This window comes from Streptomyces sp. NPDC048566 (assembly GCF_043199735.1).
GTDB lineage: Bacteria > Actinomycetota > Actinomycetes > Streptomycetales > Streptomycetaceae > Streptomyces.
On sequence record NZ_JBICWL010000006.1, the window covers coordinates 123500 to 140413 of the forward strand.

At 75.2% G+C, this 16914-nt stretch carries 16 protein-coding genes; 7 read left to right on the plus strand and 9 right to left on the minus strand.

Going from position 1 to position 16914, the window contains the following annotated elements; genetic code table 11:
• Positions 1-230 precede the first annotated feature (230 nt).
• A complete protein-coding gene (locus ACGFS9_RS13010) occupies positions 231-1613 on the plus strand; it encodes a cysteine desulfurase/sulfurtransferase TusA family protein (RefSeq protein WP_393252800.1) in 1383 nt (460 codons plus the stop codon).
• Between the two features lie 201 nt (positions 1614-1814).
• Here the strand turns inward: ACGFS9_RS13010 and ACGFS9_RS13015 are convergent, their stop codons facing one another.
• Positions 1815-2789, minus strand: a complete 975-nt coding sequence (locus tag ACGFS9_RS13015) for a carbohydrate kinase family protein (RefSeq protein WP_393252801.1) — start codon at positions 2787-2789, stop codon at positions 1815-1817.
• Between the two features lie 134 nt (positions 2790-2923).
• Between ACGFS9_RS13015 and ACGFS9_RS13020 the strand changes: the two genes are divergently transcribed.
• Positions 2924-3145, plus strand: a complete 222-nt coding sequence (locus tag ACGFS9_RS13020) for a hypothetical protein (RefSeq protein WP_393252802.1) — start codon at positions 2924-2926, stop codon at positions 3143-3145.
• A gap of 209 nt (positions 3146-3354) precedes the next feature.
• Positions 3355-5154 (plus strand): hypothetical protein, encoded by a 1800-nt coding sequence (locus ACGFS9_RS13025; RefSeq protein ID WP_393252803.1) that lies wholly within the window; start codon positions 3355-3357, stop codon positions 5152-5154.
• Positions 5155-5594: 440 nt separating this feature from the next.
• Here the strand turns inward: ACGFS9_RS13025 and ACGFS9_RS13030 are convergent, their stop codons facing one another.
• On the minus strand, positions 5595-5951 hold the full coding sequence (locus tag ACGFS9_RS13030) for an iron-sulfur cluster assembly accessory protein (protein WP_010987443.1): 357 nt from the start codon (positions 5949-5951) through the stop codon (positions 5595-5597).
• A gap of 351 nt (positions 5952-6302) precedes the next feature.
• Here ACGFS9_RS13030 and nadA point away from each other — a divergent pair, with 351 nt between their 5' ends.
• Complete coding sequence (nadA, locus tag ACGFS9_RS13035; RefSeq protein ID WP_393252805.1) at positions 6303-7487, plus strand: quinolinate synthase NadA; 1185 nt, start codon at positions 6303-6305, stop codon at positions 7485-7487.
• A 441-nt stretch (positions 7488-7928) separates the two neighbouring features.
• Here nadA and ACGFS9_RS13040 read toward each other — a convergent pair whose 3' ends face one another.
• The 4 genes from ACGFS9_RS13040 to ACGFS9_RS13055 form a co-directional block, all read right to left on the minus strand.
• A complete protein-coding gene (locus ACGFS9_RS13040) occupies positions 7929-8612 on the minus strand; it encodes a response regulator (RefSeq protein WP_393252806.1) in 684 nt (227 codons plus the stop codon).
• Positions 8609-9859, minus strand: a complete 1251-nt coding sequence (locus tag ACGFS9_RS13045) for a sensor histidine kinase (protein WP_393252807.1) — start codon at positions 9857-9859, stop codon at positions 8609-8611. The genes ACGFS9_RS13040 and ACGFS9_RS13045 overlap by 4 nt, the downstream gene beginning before the upstream one ends.
• Positions 9860-10028: 169 nt before the next feature.
• Positions 10029-10307 (minus strand): hypothetical protein, encoded by a 279-nt coding sequence (locus ACGFS9_RS13050; protein WP_393252808.1) that lies wholly within the window; start codon positions 10305-10307, stop codon positions 10029-10031.
• A gap of 30 nt (positions 10308-10337) precedes the next feature.
• Positions 10338-11135: a PspA/IM30 family protein gene (locus ACGFS9_RS13055; RefSeq protein ID WP_393252810.1), complete on the minus strand. Its 798-nt coding sequence runs from the start codon at positions 11133-11135 to the stop codon at positions 10338-10340.
• 245 nt (positions 11136-11380) lie between these two features.
• On the opposite strand from ACGFS9_RS13055, the gene ACGFS9_RS13060 reads away from it, so the two are divergent.
• Positions 11381-12007 (plus strand): DUF3043 domain-containing protein, encoded by a 627-nt coding sequence (locus ACGFS9_RS13060; protein WP_393253072.1) that lies wholly within the window; start codon positions 11381-11383, stop codon positions 12005-12007.
• An 83-nt stretch (positions 12008-12090) separates the two neighbouring features.
• Positions 12091-12801 (plus strand): class I SAM-dependent methyltransferase, encoded by a 711-nt coding sequence (locus ACGFS9_RS13065; RefSeq protein ID WP_393252812.1) that lies wholly within the window; start codon positions 12091-12093, stop codon positions 12799-12801.
• 438 nt (positions 12802-13239) lie between these two features.
• Here ACGFS9_RS13065 and ACGFS9_RS13070 read toward each other — a convergent pair whose 3' ends face one another.
• Complete coding sequence (locus ACGFS9_RS13070; RefSeq protein WP_393252813.1) at positions 13240-13452, minus strand: hypothetical protein; 213 nt, start codon at positions 13450-13452, stop codon at positions 13240-13242.
• Positions 13453-13566: 114 nt separating this feature from the next.
• Here ACGFS9_RS13070 and ACGFS9_RS13075 point away from each other — a divergent pair, with 114 nt between their 5' ends.
• The gene (locus ACGFS9_RS13075) at positions 13567-14766 is read left to right on the plus strand and encodes a bifunctional adenosylcobinamide kinase/adenosylcobinamide-phosphate guanylyltransferase (RefSeq protein WP_393252814.1); all 1200 of its coding nucleotides are present in this window, start codon (positions 13567-13569) and stop codon (positions 14764-14766) included.
• Positions 14767-14818: 52 nt separating this feature from the next.
• On the opposite strand, the gene ACGFS9_RS13080 is transcribed toward ACGFS9_RS13075, so the two are convergent.
• Complete coding sequence (locus ACGFS9_RS13080) at positions 14819-15493, minus strand: DUF4389 domain-containing protein (RefSeq protein ID WP_393252815.1); 675 nt, start codon at positions 15491-15493, stop codon at positions 14819-14821.
• 262 nt (positions 15494-15755) lie between these two features.
• Positions 15756-16823 (minus strand): class I SAM-dependent methyltransferase, encoded by a 1068-nt coding sequence (locus tag ACGFS9_RS13085; RefSeq protein WP_393252816.1) that lies wholly within the window; start codon positions 16821-16823, stop codon positions 15756-15758.
• Positions 16824-16914: the final 91 nt, after the last annotated feature.

Genomic DNA, 16914 nt, shown 5'->3' on the forward strand with positions numbered 1-16914 from the left:
GGCCTTCTCGCTGGTCGGTCGCCGCCCTGCGTCGGGCAGGGGTTTGGATGTTTATGCGGACCAAACCCTACTGGACGCTATTTGGGGTCGCGCGGGGAGGGTGCCCAACGCGCCGCCCGACTCCCCGAAGGAGTGCCGTTTGCCCGGTGGGGCCCTCGCGATACACCTGGAATGCCCCACTCCGGATGCCTTCTGACGGCCCCTTCGGGGCGACGGACTAGCGTGGTGGGGTGTCCTACTTCGACGCCGCGTCCGCGGCTCCGCTGCACCCCGTCGCCCGCCAGGCCCTCCAGGCCTCGCTCGACGAGGGCTGGGCCGACCCCGCCCGGCTGTACCGGGAGGGCCGGCGGGCCCGGCTGCTGCTCGACGCCGCGCGCGAGGCGGCGGCCGACGCGGTGGGCTGCCGCCCGGACGAGCTGTCCTTCACCCCGTCCGGGACCCGGGCCGTGCACAGCGGTGTCGCCGGCGCGCTGGCCGGCCGGCGGCGGACCGGAAGCCACCTGATCGTGTCGGCCGTCGAACACGCGTCGGTACTCCATTCGGCGCAGGCCCACGAGGCGGCGGGCGGCACGGTGACGCATGTCCCGGTGGACCGGACGGGCCGGGTGTCCCCCTCCGGCTACGCGCGGGCCATGGGCGAGGGCACCGCGCTGGCCTGCCTCCAGTCCGCCAACCACGAGGTGGGCACGGAACAGCCGGTGGCCGAGGTGGCACAGGTGTGCCGGGGGGCGGGCGTGCCGCTTCTGGTGGACGCCGCGCAGTCGCTGGGCTGGGGCCGGGTGAAGGGCGACTGGTCGCTGCTGACGGCGAGTGCCCACAAATGGGGCGGGCCGTCGGGCGTCGGGCTGCTCGTGGTGCGCAAGGGCACCCGCTTCGCCCCCCAAGGGCCCGCGGACGAGCGGGAGTCGGGGCGGGCGCCCGGTTTCGAGAACATCCCGGCCGTCGTGGCGGCGGCTGCCTCGCTGCGCGCGGTCCACGCGGAGGCCGCGCGGGAGGCGGCGCGGCTGCGGGAGCTGACGGAGCGGATCCGCGCCCGGGTGCCGGGCCTGGTCCCGGACGTCGAGGTGGTGGGCGACCCGGTGCGCCGGCTGCCGGGCATCGTCACCTTCTCGTGTCTCTATGTCGACGGGGAGACACTGCTGCACGAGCTGGACCGGGCGGGCTTCTCCGTGTCCTCGGGCTCCTCGTGCACCAGCAGCACGCTCACGCCCAGCCATGTCCTGGAGGCCATGGGCGTCCTGAGCGAGGGGAACGTCCGGGTGTCGCTGCCGCCGGGCACCGGGCGGGAGGACGTCGAGCGGTTCCTGTCCGTGCTGCCGGGGACGGTCGCTGCGGTGCGCGAGAAGCTGGGCGCGCCGACGGAGGCGACGCCCTCGTCCGCCCCGGCCGACGCGGTCGTGGTCGACGCCCTGGGCCGGCGGTGCCCGATCCCCGTCATCGAGCTGGCCAAGGTCATCGGGGACGTACCGGTCGGCGGCACCGTCCGGGTCCTCGCCGACGACGAGGCGGCCCGGCTCGACATCCCGGCGTGGTGCGACATGCGCGGGCAGGAGTACGTCGGCGAGGAGCCGGCGGAGCGCGGCGCCGTCTACGTGGTGCGCCGGCTGTCCTGACCGCGGACGCCAACGGCAGGCCGCGGCCGTCGGGCGCGGTGCCCGGCCGCCGCCACCCGCCGCGGCTGCGCAAGCGGGGCGAACCGTCCGGCGGACGGGGACGAACGCGGCGGTACCGGCCTCCGGTCGCGTCTCGCGGGAGACGGGAGGTGGGAGCGGCGGGGTCGGCCCGGCCCCGCGGACGGGGTCCGGGCCGGCCCTCTAGGAGAGGTGCGCCTGCACCTCGGCGGCGGCCTCGTGGCCGTACGCCTTGGTGAAGCGATCCATGAAGTGCGCCCGGCGCAGCTGGTACTCCTGCGTGCCGACCGTCTCGATGACCAGGGTGGCCAGCATGCAGCCGACCTGGGCGGCGCGCTCGTGCGAGACACCCCAGGCGAGCCCGGACAGGAAGCCGGCGCGGAACGCGTCGCCGACACCGGTCGGGTCGGCCTTCAGCTCCTCCTCCGGGCAGCCGACCTCGATCGGGTCCTCCCCGTCGCGCTCGATGCGCACGCCCCGCGCGCCGAGGGTGGTCACCCGGTGGCCGACCTTGGCGAGGATCTCCCGGTCGCTCCAGCCGGTCTTGGACTCGATGAGCCCCTTCTCGTACTCGTTGGAGAACAGGTACGTGGCGCCGTCCAGCAGTATCCGGATCTCGTCGCCGTTCATCCGGGCGATCTGCTGCGAGAAGTCGGCGGCGAACGCAATGGCGCGCGAGCGGCACTCCTCGGTGTGGCGCAGCATCCCCTCGGGGTCGTCCGCGCCGATCAGCACCAGGTCCAGGCCGCCGACCCGGTCCGCGACCGACTTGAGCTCGATGAGGCGGGCCTCGCTCATCGCGCCGGTGTAGAAGGAGCCGATCTGGTTGTGGTCGGCGTCCGTCGTGCAGACGAAGCGCGCGGTGTGCAGCACCTCGGAGATCCGCACGGAGTCGGTGTCGACGCCGTTGCGCTCCAGCCAGGCGCGGTAGTCGGCGAAGTCGGATCCGGCCGCGCCGACGAGGATCGGCCGGGTGCCGAGCTGGCCCATGCCGAACGCGATGTTCGCGCCGACCCCGCCCCGGCGGACGTCGAGGTTGTCGACCAGGAAGGAGAGGGAGACCGTGTGCAGCTGGTCCGCGACCAACTGGTCGGCGAAACGGCCGGGAAAGGTCATGAGGTGGTCGGTGGCGATGGAGCCGGTGACTGCGATACGCACGGCGAGGACACGCTCCTGCGAGGGGAAGGGATTGACAGTTAACGCTACCGGGTCGGCACCGGACCCCTGAAGCGGGCAAAACTACCCGATAGTAGATCTTTCTTCGTCGCGGCGGCCGTGCATACGGTTCCCGTATGACGAATCTCAAGGTGCCCGGCTCCGCAGTGCTCGGCCCGGTCGGCGAACCGGACGGCGATCTCGCCACGCTGCGGGGCGACTGCGCCCGGATGGCCGGGAACTGGGCGGCCCCCGAGGCGGTCTCCGTGCTCCCCGTCTCCCCCGCGCTCATCCACGGAGTGAGCGTGCCGCCCGCCTCCGCGCGGCTGCTGGAGGGGATGTCCGACTACGGCGACTGACGCGTGCCGCCGGACCGGCGCCGCCGAACGGGTGAGAGACCGGTGGCGCCGATCGGGTGAAGGACGCGGAGCGCCCGCGGGGAACCGCGCGCTCCCCCGCTGCGTCCCATCGCCGTCCCCTGTAAGGGGGATGCGGTGTACGACCCCGTGGAGCCCGCCTCGGCGCGGACCCGGCCCGGGGACAGCAGTGGAGCCGAAGGAGCGATGCGGTGAGCACCGAGCGACCCGACAACGACGCGACCGACCCCGTCGAGAGTGCGGGCGGGAGTCCTGTCGAGGGCACCGCGGAGGACACCGGACGCCCCGTGGCGGGCACCGGCGACGACAGCACCGCGGAGCCCGGCGGGGACGACGGCGGGGACGACGGCGGGCGGGACGGGAGCCTCCCCGCGGGCGCCGGCGCGTCGCCGGGCGCCCGGCGCGCGGAGGACCGGGAGTCCGGGAGTGTCCGGGAGAGCGCAGGCGACCGGGAGATCGCGGAGGTCCGCGGCGGGGGCGACGCTCCGGCGGCGCCGCGCCGCCGGCACACCTCCGCGATCGTCGCGGTCGCCTCGGCGGTGCTGCTCGTCGGTGGCGGCGGGGCGTACGTCGCGACGAGCGCCGCCGGCGGCGGCTCCGCGGGGGCTCCCGGTGGCGACGGCACTCCCCCGCCGCTCGCCCTGGACGGCTACTCCGAGATCACCACGTCCACCGGAGCCACCGGCGGCACGAACGGCATCGCCCCCGGCGAGCCCGATCCCTACGGCACGACCTACCGCGCCGAGGGCGCCCTGCCCTCGGGCCCCGACTCCGCGCCGGTGTACTGGGCCGAGGGCCGGGTCTCCCGGGCGGAGGTGGAGCGCCTCGCGAAGGCCCTGGATCTCGCGGGCACGCCCCGGCTGGCAGGGGGCGCCTGGACGGTCGGTGCGGTGAAGGACGGCTCCGAGCCCGTTCTGCGGGTCGGCGTGGAGGCGCCGGGGGTCTGGACGTTCAGCCGGTTCGTGCCCGGGACCGACGACTGCCCGCGCGGCAAGGCGTGCGGTCCGGGCGGCACCGGCGACCGGCCGGGCACGGGACCGGGTCCGGTGAGCGAGGCGGCGGCGAAGAAGGCCGCGGCCCCCGTCCTCGCCGCGTCCGGGCAGGACGACGCCCGGCTCGACGCGAGTCAGCTCATGGACCGGGTACGGGTGGTGAACGCCGACCCGGTGGTGGGCGGCCTGCCGACCCACGGGTGGACGACCGGCATCCGCGTCGACGGGGAGGGCCGGGTCATCGGCGGGAGCGGCCGGTTGAAGGCGCCGGTGGAGGGCGACCGCTATCCCGTCCTGAGCGCGCGGCGCACGCTGGACAGGATGAACGGGCGGCCCTCGGGCGCCTCGCCGTCGGCGCGCGGGCGCATGGGCATCGGCGGCTGCGCGAGCCCCATGCCGCTCAAGGACCGGTACGAGATGCCGTGCGAGCACCCCACCTCCGCGCCCTCGACGCGGACGGCGACCGTGGAGAAGGCGACGTTCGGGCTGGCGGCGCACCGGGCGAACGGCCGGCAGGCGCTGGTGCCGTCGTGGCTGTTCGAGGTGCGGGCGGCTGATGCGGGAGACGCCTACACGGTGACGCATCCCGCGGTGGACCCGCGGTTCCTGGCCGCCCCGGACACGCCGGGACAGCCGACCCCGGCCCCGACGTCGCCGGGTGATCCGTCCGCCTCGTCCCCCCCGGTCGCCTCGCGGGACGTGCACGTGCAGGGGTACACGGCGGACGGCCGGGAGCTGACGGTCGCCTTCACCGGCGGGGTCTGCTCCGACTACACGGTGACGGTGAAGGAGACCGGGCGGACGGTGACCGTCGACGTCACCGAGAAGCCCGAGCGGGGCAGGACCTGCATCATGATCGCCAAGCTCTACGAGCGGACGGTGCGGCTGGACTCCCCCCTGGACGGCCGGACCGTCCTCGGCAGCGACGGCCGGGCGATCCACCAGGGTCGGGTGACGATGCCGGAGGCGTCGGCGTCGATCGAGCCGGGACCGCGCTGACGACACCCCGGGGAACACCGCGTGGCCGGAGCGGGCGGACCGGGCGGGGACGGCATCCCCCGGCGGCGGGCGGGGTCGGCATCTCCCGGCGGCGGGCGGGCCGGGGCACGCGACGGCTCCCGGTGCGACCGGGAGCGGGCCTACGGCCGACGGCGTCCGGACGCGGGACGGCGCCCGCCGGCGGCTGAGCCCGGGAGGGCGACAGCGCGCGGTGAGGGCGGGCCCGAGGACGGCCACCGGCCCGCTTGCCTCCGGGCGCGCGCCGCCCGCGCCCGGCCCGGAACACGCGAAGACGGCGTCCTCCCTGCCGGGAGGCGCCGTCTTCGTCCGTACGCGCGGCTGTCCGGATCGCCGGACGCTCCCCGGGCCGCGGGAACGGCTCGGGCGGTCGGCGCGGGTCGACCCCGGGGCCCGGTGGCTGCCGGGCCCGGCCGGGCGTCCTAGCTGAAGGAGTCGCCGCAGGCGCAGGAGCCCGTCGCGTTCGGGTTGTCGATCGTGAAGCCCTGCTTCTCGATGGTGTCCACGAAGTCGATGGAGGCGCCGCCCAGGTACGGGGCGCTCATGCGGTCGGTGACGACCTTGACGCCGTCGAAGTCCTTCACGACGTCGCCGTCGAGGGAGCGCTCGTCGAAGAACAGCTGGTACCGCAGGCCGGAGCAGCCGCCGGGCTGAACGGCGACGCGCAGCGCCAGGTCCTCACGGCCTTCCTGGTCGAGCAGGGCCTTGACCTTGGCCGCGGCGGCGTCGGACAGGATGATGCCGTCGCTCACGGTGGTGGTCTCGTCCGATACGGACATCTGCTTCTCTCCCGGGTTGTACGGAGACTGCTTGCCGACGGTTGCAACCGGCGGGGCCGCGGATTCATTCCGGGCCGTGTGCGTGTCTTTGCCTTCTCCGTTCATGCTCGCACACCCGCCTCCGCACGGGCCACGGCCTGTGGACAACCCCACCCGCGGCCGGGCACCGGCTGCCGCGGGGGCGCCACCCGCCACGACGGCGGCCGGGATTCACGTCACATGGACACGATGGACATCGTCAACATGACGTGAAGCGGTTATGATAGATAGCGTCATTTAGACGAAAAGGCATCGTTCCGCCGGCCCCGCACCGCGGGCCCGGCGAGCCGCGGAACAGAAAGGGTGCGTGTCGTGACCACCGCCCAGACCCAGGATCTCGACGTAACTCCGACGCCCCTCGCCCTGCTGCTGCTCGGCCGCGAGGCCGACCCGAGGAGCGAGCGCGGCGTCGAGTGCCCCGGTGACCTGCCCTCGCCGTCCGACCCCGACCTGGTCGAGCGGGCCCGCGCGGCGAAGGAGAAGCTCGGCGACAAGGTCTTCGTGCTCGGGCACCACTACCAGCGCGACGAGGTCATCCAGTTCGCGGACGTGACCGGCGACTCCTTCAAGCTGGCGCGGGACGCCGCCGCCCGGCCGGAGGCCGAGTACATCGTCTTCTGCGGTGTGCACTTCATGGCCGAGTCGGCCGACATCCTCACCGGCGACGACCAGAAGGTCGTGCTGCCGGACCTGGCCGCGGGCTGCTCGATGGCCGACATGGCCACCGCCGAGCAGGTCGCCGAGTGCTGGGACGTGCTGACCGAGGCCGGCGTGGCCGACCAGGTCGTCCCCGTCTCGTACATGAACTCGTCCGCCGACATCAAGGCGTTCACGGGCCGGCACGGCGGCACGATCTGCACCTCGTCGAACGCCGAGCGGGCGCTGGAGTGGGCCTTCGAGCAGGGGTCCAAGGTGCTCTTCCTGCCCGACCAGCACCTCGGGCGCAACACCGCCGTCCGCGACATGGGCCTGTCCCTGGACGACTGCGTGCTCTACAACCCGCACAAGCCGGGCGGCGGCCTGACCCCGGAGCAGCTCCGCGACGCGAAGATGATCCTGTGGCGCGGCCACTGCTCGGTGCACGGCCGGTTCAGCCTCGACTCGGTGAACGACGTGCGCGAGCGCATCCCCGGCGTCAACGTGCTGGTGCACCCCGAGTGCCGGCACGAGGTCGTCGCGGCGGCCGATCTGGTGGGTTCCACCGAGTACATCATCAAGACGCTGGAGGCGGCACCGGCCGGCTCGAAGTGGGCGATCGGCACGGAGCTGAACCTCGTGCGGCGTCTCGCGCGGCGCTTCGCGCCCGAGGGCAAGGAGATCGTCTTCCTCGACAAGACGGTCTGCTTCTGCTCCACGATGAACCGCATCGACCTGCCCCATCTGGTGTGGACCCTGGAGTCCCTCGCCGAGGGCAGCCTGGTCAACCGGATCGAGGTCGACCAGGAGACCGAGGCGTACGCCAAGCTGGCGCTGGAGCGGATGCTGGCGCTGCCGTAGCCCGTCCCGTCCTCGGGGGCGGCCAAGGCCCCGGGCCCGGCGGGTGAACGCCGGGACCCGGGGCCTTCGTGCGCGACCCGCCGGGCCGCGGCCGGCTCCGGGGGGCCTCGCCGTCCTCGCGGTCCCGGGCTCCGCGCCGGGCTCGTCACCGGGGGCTGCTCTGCGACGGCGGGTCGCCGACCGCTTCGCCGCTTTCGTGACCGCCGGACGTCCGCGGCGGAGTTCGACGTGCCGCGCGGACCGCCGGGTCGGGTGGCAGGACCGCGGGTGGAGCCGCCCGGACCGCCGGTCCGGGCCGCGGCGCCCGCGGGGGGGGTCTCGGGGCCGCCGGGACGCGCCGCGGGGTCCGCGCCGGCCGCGCCGGTGCGGTCGGCCCAGGCGGCCCCGTGCCCACTTCCCGGCGCGGAACCCGCTCCGGGCCGGGGTGCGCCCCGCTGGACCTCACTCCCCCCGGGGACGGACCAGGCCCGACTCGTACGCGATGACGACCAGTTGCGCCCGGTCGCGGGCGCCCAGCTTGGCCATGGCCCGGTTGACGTGCGTCTTCACCGTGAGCGGGCTGACGTCGAGGCGTTCGGCGATCCCGTCGTTGGAGAGCCCGCCGGCGACCTGGACGAGGACCTCGCGCTCGCGGCCGGTGAGCGCGGCGAGCCGGGCGGCCCCGGCCGGGCCGGGACCGTCCTCGGGGTCGTCGCCCCGCGCGAGGAACCGGGCGATCAGGCCCTTGGTCGCGACCGGGGAGAGCAGCGCGTCGCCGTCCGCCGCGATCCGGATGGCGCTCAGCAGCTCGCCCGGTTCGGCCCCCTTGCCGAGGAAGCCGGACGCGCCCGCCCGCAGCGACCGCACGACGTACTCGTCGACCTCGAAGGTCGTCAGCATCACCACCCGGACGTGCGCGAGGCCCGGATCGGCGGTGATCAGCCGGGTGGCGGCGAGGCCGTCCGTCCCCGGCATCCGGATGTCCATCAGCACGACGTCGGCCCGCTCGCTCCGGGTCACCGCGACCGCCTCGGCGCCGTCGGACGCCTCCCCGACCACCTCCATGTCCGGCTCGGAGTCGACCAGCACGCGGAACGCGCTGCGCAGCAGCGCCTGGTCGTCGGCGAGCACGACGCGGATGGTCATACGGGGTCCCCCAGGGCAGGCGCGCGGTTCTCGACGGGAAGGATCGCATGGACGCGGAAGCCGCCCCCGAAGCGGGGACCGGCCGTGCAGCTCCCGCCGATCGCGGTGACCCGTTCGCGCATGCCGAGCAGGCCGTGGCCGCCGCCCTCCCGGGGGCCGGTGTCCGCCTCGGGTCCGGGCCCGTGCGCGGGGCCGGCGCCGGGCCCGCCGTCGAGGACGGTCACCTCCACCCGCGTCCCCACCCGCACGACGCTGACCTCGGCCTTCGCCGCGGTGCCGGCGTGCTTGCGCACGTTGGTCAGCGCCTCCTGGATGACCCGGTACGCGGCGAGGTCGACGGCGGCGGGCAGCGGGTCGCCCTGGTCGGAGCGGGCCACCTCGACGGGCAGGCCGGCGTTGCGGAAGGTGTCGGCGAGTTCGTCCAGCCGGGCCAGGCCCGGGGCGGGTTCGGTGGGCGCCTCGGGGTCGCCGGTCTGGCGCAGCAGGCCCACGGTGGCGCGCAGCTCGTTCAGCGCGGACCGGCTGGCCTCGCGGACGTGGCCGAGGGCCTCCTTGGCCTGGTCGGGCCGCTTGTCCATGACGTGGGAGGCGACCCCGGCCTGCACGTTGACGAGGGCGATGTGGTGGGCGACGACGTCGTGCAGGTCGCGGGCGATGCGCAGCCGCTCCTCGGCGACGCGACGGCGCGCCTCCTCCTCGCGGGTGCGCTCGGCACGCTCGGCGCGCTCGCGGATGGCGTCGACGAAGGCGCGCCGGCTGCGCACGGCGTCGCCCGCCGCGGCGGCCATGCCGGTCCAGGCGAAGATGCCGAGGTTCTCCTGGGCGTACCAGGGCAGCGGTCCCGCGAGCATGGCGACGGCGGTCAGGACGGTCATGGTGACCAGCCCGACCCGCCAGGTCGTGGGGCGGTCGGTCGTGGAGGCCACGGTGAACAGCGCCACGACGGCGGACATGACGACGGGGGCCCGCGGATCGCCGGTGACCAGCTCGGCGAGCGAGAACGCGGCGGTGGCCGCGAGGATCCGCAACGGGGCTCGGCGGCGCAGGACGAGCGCGCCGGCGCCGAGCACCATGAGGACGAGGCTGAGGGCGTCGGGGGTGCGGGCGCTCCAGGTGGTGCCGTTCTCGCCGTGCGGGTCGACGAAGGAGCCGGCCGCCATACAGGCGAGGACGCCGGTGGCGAGCGCGGCGTCCAGGGCGAGGGGGTGGGCCCGCAGCCAGTCCCTCGAACGCTCCAGGGTGCTCACCCCGCCAACGGTACGGTGCGCCGCCCGCCGGGGAGGCGGACGGCGGGTGGCGCCCGGTCGCCGCTCCGGGCGCGCGAGGCTCCGGGCGCGCCGCCCGCTCCCCGCCGCCCCTCAGAGGGGCGGGCGGGGTCCGGCCGGCGTGCCCCGGGGAAGGGCCGGGCCGGGCGGCTCAGCCGGGGATCAGGCCGTCGTCGCTGAGCATCTCCCGGACCTCGTCGAGGGTGGCGTCCGGGGACGGGAGGATAAGTTCCGACGGCTCCAGGGAGTCGTCGGGGAGCGGGACGCCGGACGCGCGGACCGCTTCCAGGAGCGCACCGAGGGTGCGCCGGAAGCCGCTCTCGTCGCCGCTCTCCATCTCGGCGAGCAGTTCGTCGTCCAGCTTGTTCAGCTCGGTGAGGCGGGCGTCGTCCAGCCTCACCTGCCCCTCCCCCATGATCCGTACGATCATGTCGCCCTCCTCAGGCGTGGGCCCGGTCGGTCACTGCTTGTCGAAACGGGGGGTGTCCCGGGGCTGCGGGGACGGCTGGGACCGGTCCGCGCCGCCCTCGATCGCCTGCTGCTGCGCCGAGGACCCGCCGGCCAGCTCCGCCTTCATGCGCTGCAGCTCCAGCTCCACATCCGTACCACCCGAGAGCCGGTCCAGCTCGCTCTGGATGTCGTCCTTGGCGAGGCCGGACTGGTCGTCCAGGGCGCCGGAGGCGAGCAGTTCGTCGATCGCGCCGGCCCGCGCCTGGAGCTGCGCGGTCTTGTCCTCGGCCCGCTGGATGGCCATGCCGACGTCGCCCATCTCCTCGGAGATGCCCGAGAAGGCCTCCCCGATCCGGGTCTGCGCCTGGGCCGCGGTGTAGGTGGCCTTGATGGTCTCCTTCTTCGTGCGGAAGGCGTCGACCTTGGCCTGGAGGCGCTGGGCCGCGAGGGTGAGCTTCTCCTCCTCGCCCTGGAGCGTCTGGTGCTGGGTCTCCAGGTCGGTGACCTGCTGCTGGAGCGCGGCGCGGCGGGACAGCGCCTCGCGGGCCAGGTCCTCGCGGCCGAGCGCGAGGGCCTTGCGCCCCTGGTCCTCCAGCTTGGCGGACTGGCCCTGGAGCTGGTTGAGCTGCAGTTCCAGGCGCTTGCGGCTGGTCGCCACGTCGGCGACGCCGCGGCGCACCTTCTGGAGCAGCTCCAGCTGCTTCTGGTACGAGTAATCGAGGGTCTCGCGCGGGTCCTCGGCCCGGTCAAGGGCCTTGTTCGCCTTCGCGCGGAAGATCATCCCCATACGCTTCATGACACCGCTCATGGGCTTCGCGCGCCCCCTTCTGACGGACTCCGGCTCCAGGTACTGCAACAGAACCCACAGTACGGGCCCTGCATCCATTACCGCACTGTTCGGGGACGGATGCGCTCATCCCCAGGGACGACTGCGAGCGGCACCACTCCGGCGTAGGGAGGAGGTGACCCCCGAGGCACCGGGGCGGGACGTCCCCTCTGTCCCCCTTACGGACGTACGGCGTTGCCGGATCGTTCCCCGCGCGAACGGCGTCCATACCCGCGCACCCCGTACCCTTGGGTTTTGTGTTCCGAAGCCGTGCGAAGGAAGAGAAGGCCCCCGCCGACAAGGCGCCGGTGACCGACTCCAAAGTGACCCGTGACCCGCAGGCCCCCAAGGGCCGCCCCACGCCCAAGCGCAGTGAGGCCCAGACCCAGCGCCGCAGCGTCGCCCAGACGCCGACGACGCGCAAGGAGGCGGCCAAGCGGCAGCGCGACGAGCGCCGTACCCAGATGGAGCGCCAGCGCCAGGCGCTGGCCAGCGGGGACGAACGCTACCTGCCGGTGCGCGACAAGGGCCCCGTGCGCCGCTTCGCGCGCGACTACGTGGACGCGCGCTTCTGCGTCGCGGAGTTCTTCCTCCCCCTCGCCGTGGTCATCCTCGTCATGAGCATGCTGCGGGTCGGCGCGCTGCAGAACATCGCGCTGCTGCTGTGGCTGGTCGTCATCGTGCTCATCGTGATCGACTCGGTCGTCATCGCCCTGCGCCTGCGCAAGCAGCTCGCCCGGCGCTTCCCCGGCCAGTCCACCCGGGGCGCGGTCCGCTACGCGCTGATGCGCACCCTCCAGATGCGTCGACTCCGGCTGCCGAAGCCGCAGGTCAAGCGCGGAGAGCGGCCCTGAGCACGACGTCGTTCTCCGGGGACGCGGCGGATGCCTGGCTGAGCAGGCTGGGCGGTCTGCGCGACGTCGTACGCCAGGAGCTGGTGGCCCGGCAGCTCGACGAGCAGATAGCCGGGCGGTATCCGGTGGGGCGCCGGCTGCGCGTGCTGGACGTCGGGACGGGCCAGGGTACGCAGGCACTGCGGCTGGCCCGCGCCGGGCACCGGGTGACCGGCCTGGAGCAGGACGCGACGATGCTGGCGGTCGCCCGCGCGGCGCTGGCCGCCGAGCCCGAGGGAATCCGGGGCCGGGTGCGGCTCATCGAGGGCGACGGCCGGGAGACCGGCGTGCACTTCCTGCCGGGCAGTTTCGACGTGGTGCTGTGCCACGGCGTCCTGATGTACGTACAGGAGCCGGACGCGCTCCTCGCGGGCCTGGCGCGCATGCTGGCGCCGGGCGGGCTGCTGTCGCTGCTGGTGCGCAACGCGGACGCGCTGGCCATGCGGCCGGGGCTGTACGGCGACTGGGCGGGAACGCTCGCCGCCTTCGACACGACCGCGTACACCAACCGGCTCGGCCTCGACGTCCGGGCCGACCGCCTTTCGGCGCTGACCGGCGCGCTCGCCGGCATCGGGGCGCCGCTGCACGCGTGGTACGGGGTCCGGGTCTTCACGGACACGGCCCCCGACGGGGCGGCCCTGCCGGAGGACCCGCGGGAGGCGGAGGCCCTGCTGGCGGCCGAGGAGCGGGCCGGGCGCACCGACCCCTACCGCCGGGTGGCGGCGCTGCTGCACCTGTGCGGCGTCCGCGGCTGACCGCCGCCGCGGGACGGAGCACGCGCCGCCCCCGCCGGACGGGCAGCGCGGCCGCCACCGGCCCCGGCGACCGTCGTCGGCACGACGTCCCGCGTCCTTCGTCGCGCTCGCCCCGCCTCCGGGCCGGGAACGATCGCACCGGATCACCGAGGACGGCCGGGCCCACCGGTTCCGGGCGGGCCGCGCACGGCACGCGGGGCGGGCTCCGCGCCGGCCTGGTGCCGTGACCGGAAAGGTTCGCCGGACGGCTCGCGGTGTCCGCTGCGGTGCGGCGCACGGCGGAGCGTCTCCCGCGTACCGGTCGCACTCGGGTGATGCGACGACGCGGCGAGGTGCCGGGCCGGGCGTCGCGAGCCGGTGAGTCCTTCCGGTCAGGGCACCGGCGGCCGGCACCGACCGGTCGGGCGCCGGGGTCCGGCCCCGGCGCCCCCGGGCGGCCTACTCCGGTTCGGCGTGCAGGCTCATCGGACCGTAGATCTTCGTGGAGTCCTCGAAGAGGAACACCTGGTCCGCGCCGCCGGCCAGCAGGTCCTTCCACACCTCGCCGATCCACGACTCCGCGTCACCCTGCGTGGTGAACTCCTCGGGCTGCACCACGGGTTGGACCTCTGTCCCGTCGGACTTCTCGAACCGCCACGTCCATGCCGCCATGTACGCCTCCCAGGTGTGAGCACACTGCACAGCGCGAGCCGGACAAGATCCGGCTCCCGGGCGAAAGCCTAGCCGGACGCGCAAGAGCTGCGGGGACACGGAAAAATCGTCGGCGTGGAACTGACTCTGCTCGGCACCGGTGCCCCCGCGGGCCTGCCCCGCCCCGACTGTCCCTGCGCGTCCTGCGCGTCCGCGCTCGGCGATCGGGCGCGGGCGGCGACCTCGCTGCTCGTCGACGGCACGCTGCTGCTCGACCTGACCCCCGGCGCCGCCTTCGCGGCAGCGCGGGCGGGACGGTCGCTGGGCGGGGTCCGGCAGGTGCTGCTCTCGCATCCGCACGACGGGCCCGCCGTGGAGGTGCCGGCCGGGCTGCCGCAGCCCGGCCGGGTGCCGGACGGGCGGGAGCTGGCGCTGCTGACCGGGCACCGGGTGCGGGCGGTGCCGGTGGACGCGCCCGGCACCGGGTACGCGGTGACCGGACCGGACGGGCTGCGCCTGCTGTACCTGCCGCCGGGCGGGGCCCCCGCGGGTCTGGACGGGGACGGCGACCGGTACGCGATGGTGCTGCTCGACGTGGCGGGGCGGCCCGACGCGCTGGCGAGGCTGCGGGCGGCCGGCGCGGTCGGCCCGACGACGGACGTCCTCGCGGTGCACCTGGACCACGACGTGCCGCCCGGGCCCGAGTCGCGGCGGCGGCTCGCGGCGGCGGGGGCACGGGCGGTGCCCGACGGCACGACGCTCGACGTGGGCGTCTACGAGGACGTGCCGGACGTGCCCCGCCGCACGCTGGTACTGGGCGGGGCGCGGTCGGGGAAGTCGGTGGAGGCGGAACGGCGCCTGGAGGCGTTCCCCGAGGTCCTGTACGTCGCCACCGGCGGCACCCGCGGCGGGGACGCGGAGTGGGCCGTGCGGGTGAGCGCCCACCGGGAGCGGCGGCCCGGATCGTGGCGCACGGTGGAGACCTGCGACCTGGTCCCGCTGCTGGGGCGGGACGGACCGCCGCTGCTCGTCGACTGCCTCTCGCTGTGGCTGACCGACGCCATGGACCGCGTGAACGCCTGGGACGACGCCGAGTGGGCCTCGGGCGGCGAACGGGCCCTGCGCGCCCGCACCGAGGAGCTGCTGGCCGCGGTCCGCGGCACCCGCCGCACGGTGGTCGCCGTCTCCAACGAGGTGGGGTCGGGCATCGTCCCGGCGACCGCGTCCGGCCGCCGCTACCGCGACGAACTCGGCCGTCTCAACGCCCGGTTCGCCGACGAGTGCGAGCACGTGCTGCTGCTGGTGGCGGGGCAGGCGCTGCGGCTGCGCGGGTGAGGACCGCGAACCGTCCCGACGGGAGGCGGCCCCGCGGGAGCGGGGCCGAAGGTCACGGGCGGGCCTGCGCGACGGAGCCCGCGTACGGGTCCGGCTCGGCGCCGCCCGTGTCGAGCCGGAACGGCGGGTAGACGTCCGTCATCAGGGCGGCGTACGCGGCGACCCGCAGCACCCAGCGGTCGAGGCCGACGACCAGGTCGAACAGGCCGCGCGGGTAGGTCCCGGTGAACGCCAGCGCCACGGCGGCGATCAGCGCCAGCACCGTGACCAGGCCGAGGTCCCACCGCCCGTAGCCGCCCAGGAAGAATCCGATGACGATGTAGTGCGGGATGGCCAGCAGCCACCACTTCACGAGCACCAGGCCGCGGGAGAGCCGCTCGGGACGGGCGATCTCCAGGCGGGCCGGGTAGCCGGGGTCGTCGCCGAGACGGAACGGCGGATAGCGGTCGGTGGCCAGCGCCCCGTACCCGTAGTAGGCCACCCGCCAGCTCCAGCGCAGCACGCCGACGTTGAAGTCGAACAGCGCCCTGGGGTAGCGCTCGGTGAACAGGATGGCGAAGAACGCGATCACGCTCACGCAGGTGAAGGCGATCCACAGGAAGAACAGCACCACGTAGTGCGGGACGAGCAGCAGCCACTTCACCAGCCAGAGCCATCGGGACAGCGGGGTGTCCGGCACCGCGGTCACCCGCACGGGGCGGTCCGGTGTTCCCGTCACGGTCGTCATGGGATCAGCTCCTTCGGCCTCTCGCGCCGGCGCGGCACGGGGACTCGGTACCAGCGTGCGGGCCGGCCGGCGTCAAGGGGAGGGACCTCGCGGGCAGACCGGGGACCGGTGGTCCCGGATCGGCCGGGCCCGCCGGGTCTCCCGCCCCCCGGGCCCGGCCCGGCCGACTGGGCCGAAGGGGTGGCGGCCGGGCGCGGGGCGCCGGCCGTACCGGCGCCCGGGAGCGGGGTCCGCCGCGGGGCGACCGTTCGCGGCGGACCGCTCAGGACTCCCGGCGGGCGACGACGCGGTAGGCGTTGGAGAAGCGGGTGCGGCGCAGCAGGGGGGCCAGCAGGTGGTCCAGCCCGGCGGTCGCGGCCAGCAGCGGGGCGGACGCCCGGGACAGGCCGGTCCGCAGGCCGCGCTGGAGCGGTGTGGGGGGCGCGGGACGCCAGGGGGCGTCGGGGCCGGGGAGGGCGCGGCCGAGGGCCAGGGCGGCGGCGCCCGCGAGGTCGTGGGGGACGTGCGGGGCGCGGCGGTCCGTCACGACCACCGCGCAGCCGAGCGACTCCAGTTCGCCGAGCAGGTTGGGCAGCGGCATCAGGTGCAGATGGCCGGGCTGGCCGTGCGCCGTCCACCACCGGCCGAGCAGCGGGCCGAACGCGCTGTCCGGGTCGGGCGACTCGACCAGGAGATGCCCGCCGGGGCGCAGCACCCCCAGGGCCGCGCGCAGTTCCTCGCGGGGGTCGGGGGTGTGCTCCAGGTGGTGGAACATGCTCACCACGTCGTACCGGCCGCGCAGCCGCTCCGCGATCCGCGGGTCGGTGAGCCGGCCGACGTGGGCCTCCTCCACCCGCCCGGCGGCCCGCGCCCGCTCGACGCGCCGCGTCGCGTCGAGCCCGTCGAAGGCGGTGTACGGGTGGATCTCGCGGGCCGCCTCGGGGAAGCGGCCGAGCCCGGTGCCGACGTCGAGCCAGCTCTCCGGCTCGGGGAAGGGCAGCAGGGCGCGGGCGGCGGCGAGGTGACGCCGGGTGCCGCCGCGGGCGCCGAGCAGCCGGCCGGCGAGGTCCTCGGCGGTCTCGTCCGGACCGTCCCGGTGGTAGAAGGCCCGCCCCTCCGCGGTGAGCCGGGGGTTCTGGAAGGTGTGCGCGCAGTCGCCGCAGGTGTCGACGACGAAGGTCCCCGGTCTGCGCAGCCGCAGGTCGGTGGTGCGCAGCCGGGTGCGCAGCCGCTGCGAGCCGCACCAGGGGCACGCGGCGCGGCGCGGCTCGTGGAACCGGGCGGTGCCCCGGGCCAGTTCGGCCGCGTAGGCGGCGCGGCGTTCGGCGATCGGCGGCGCAGTGCGGGGCATGGGGTGCTCCTGTCGGGGACGAGCCGTACGACAATCCGTCACAAACGGTACGGATGGCAGCGCCCCGGGGAGCGCAACGACGTGGCGCGGA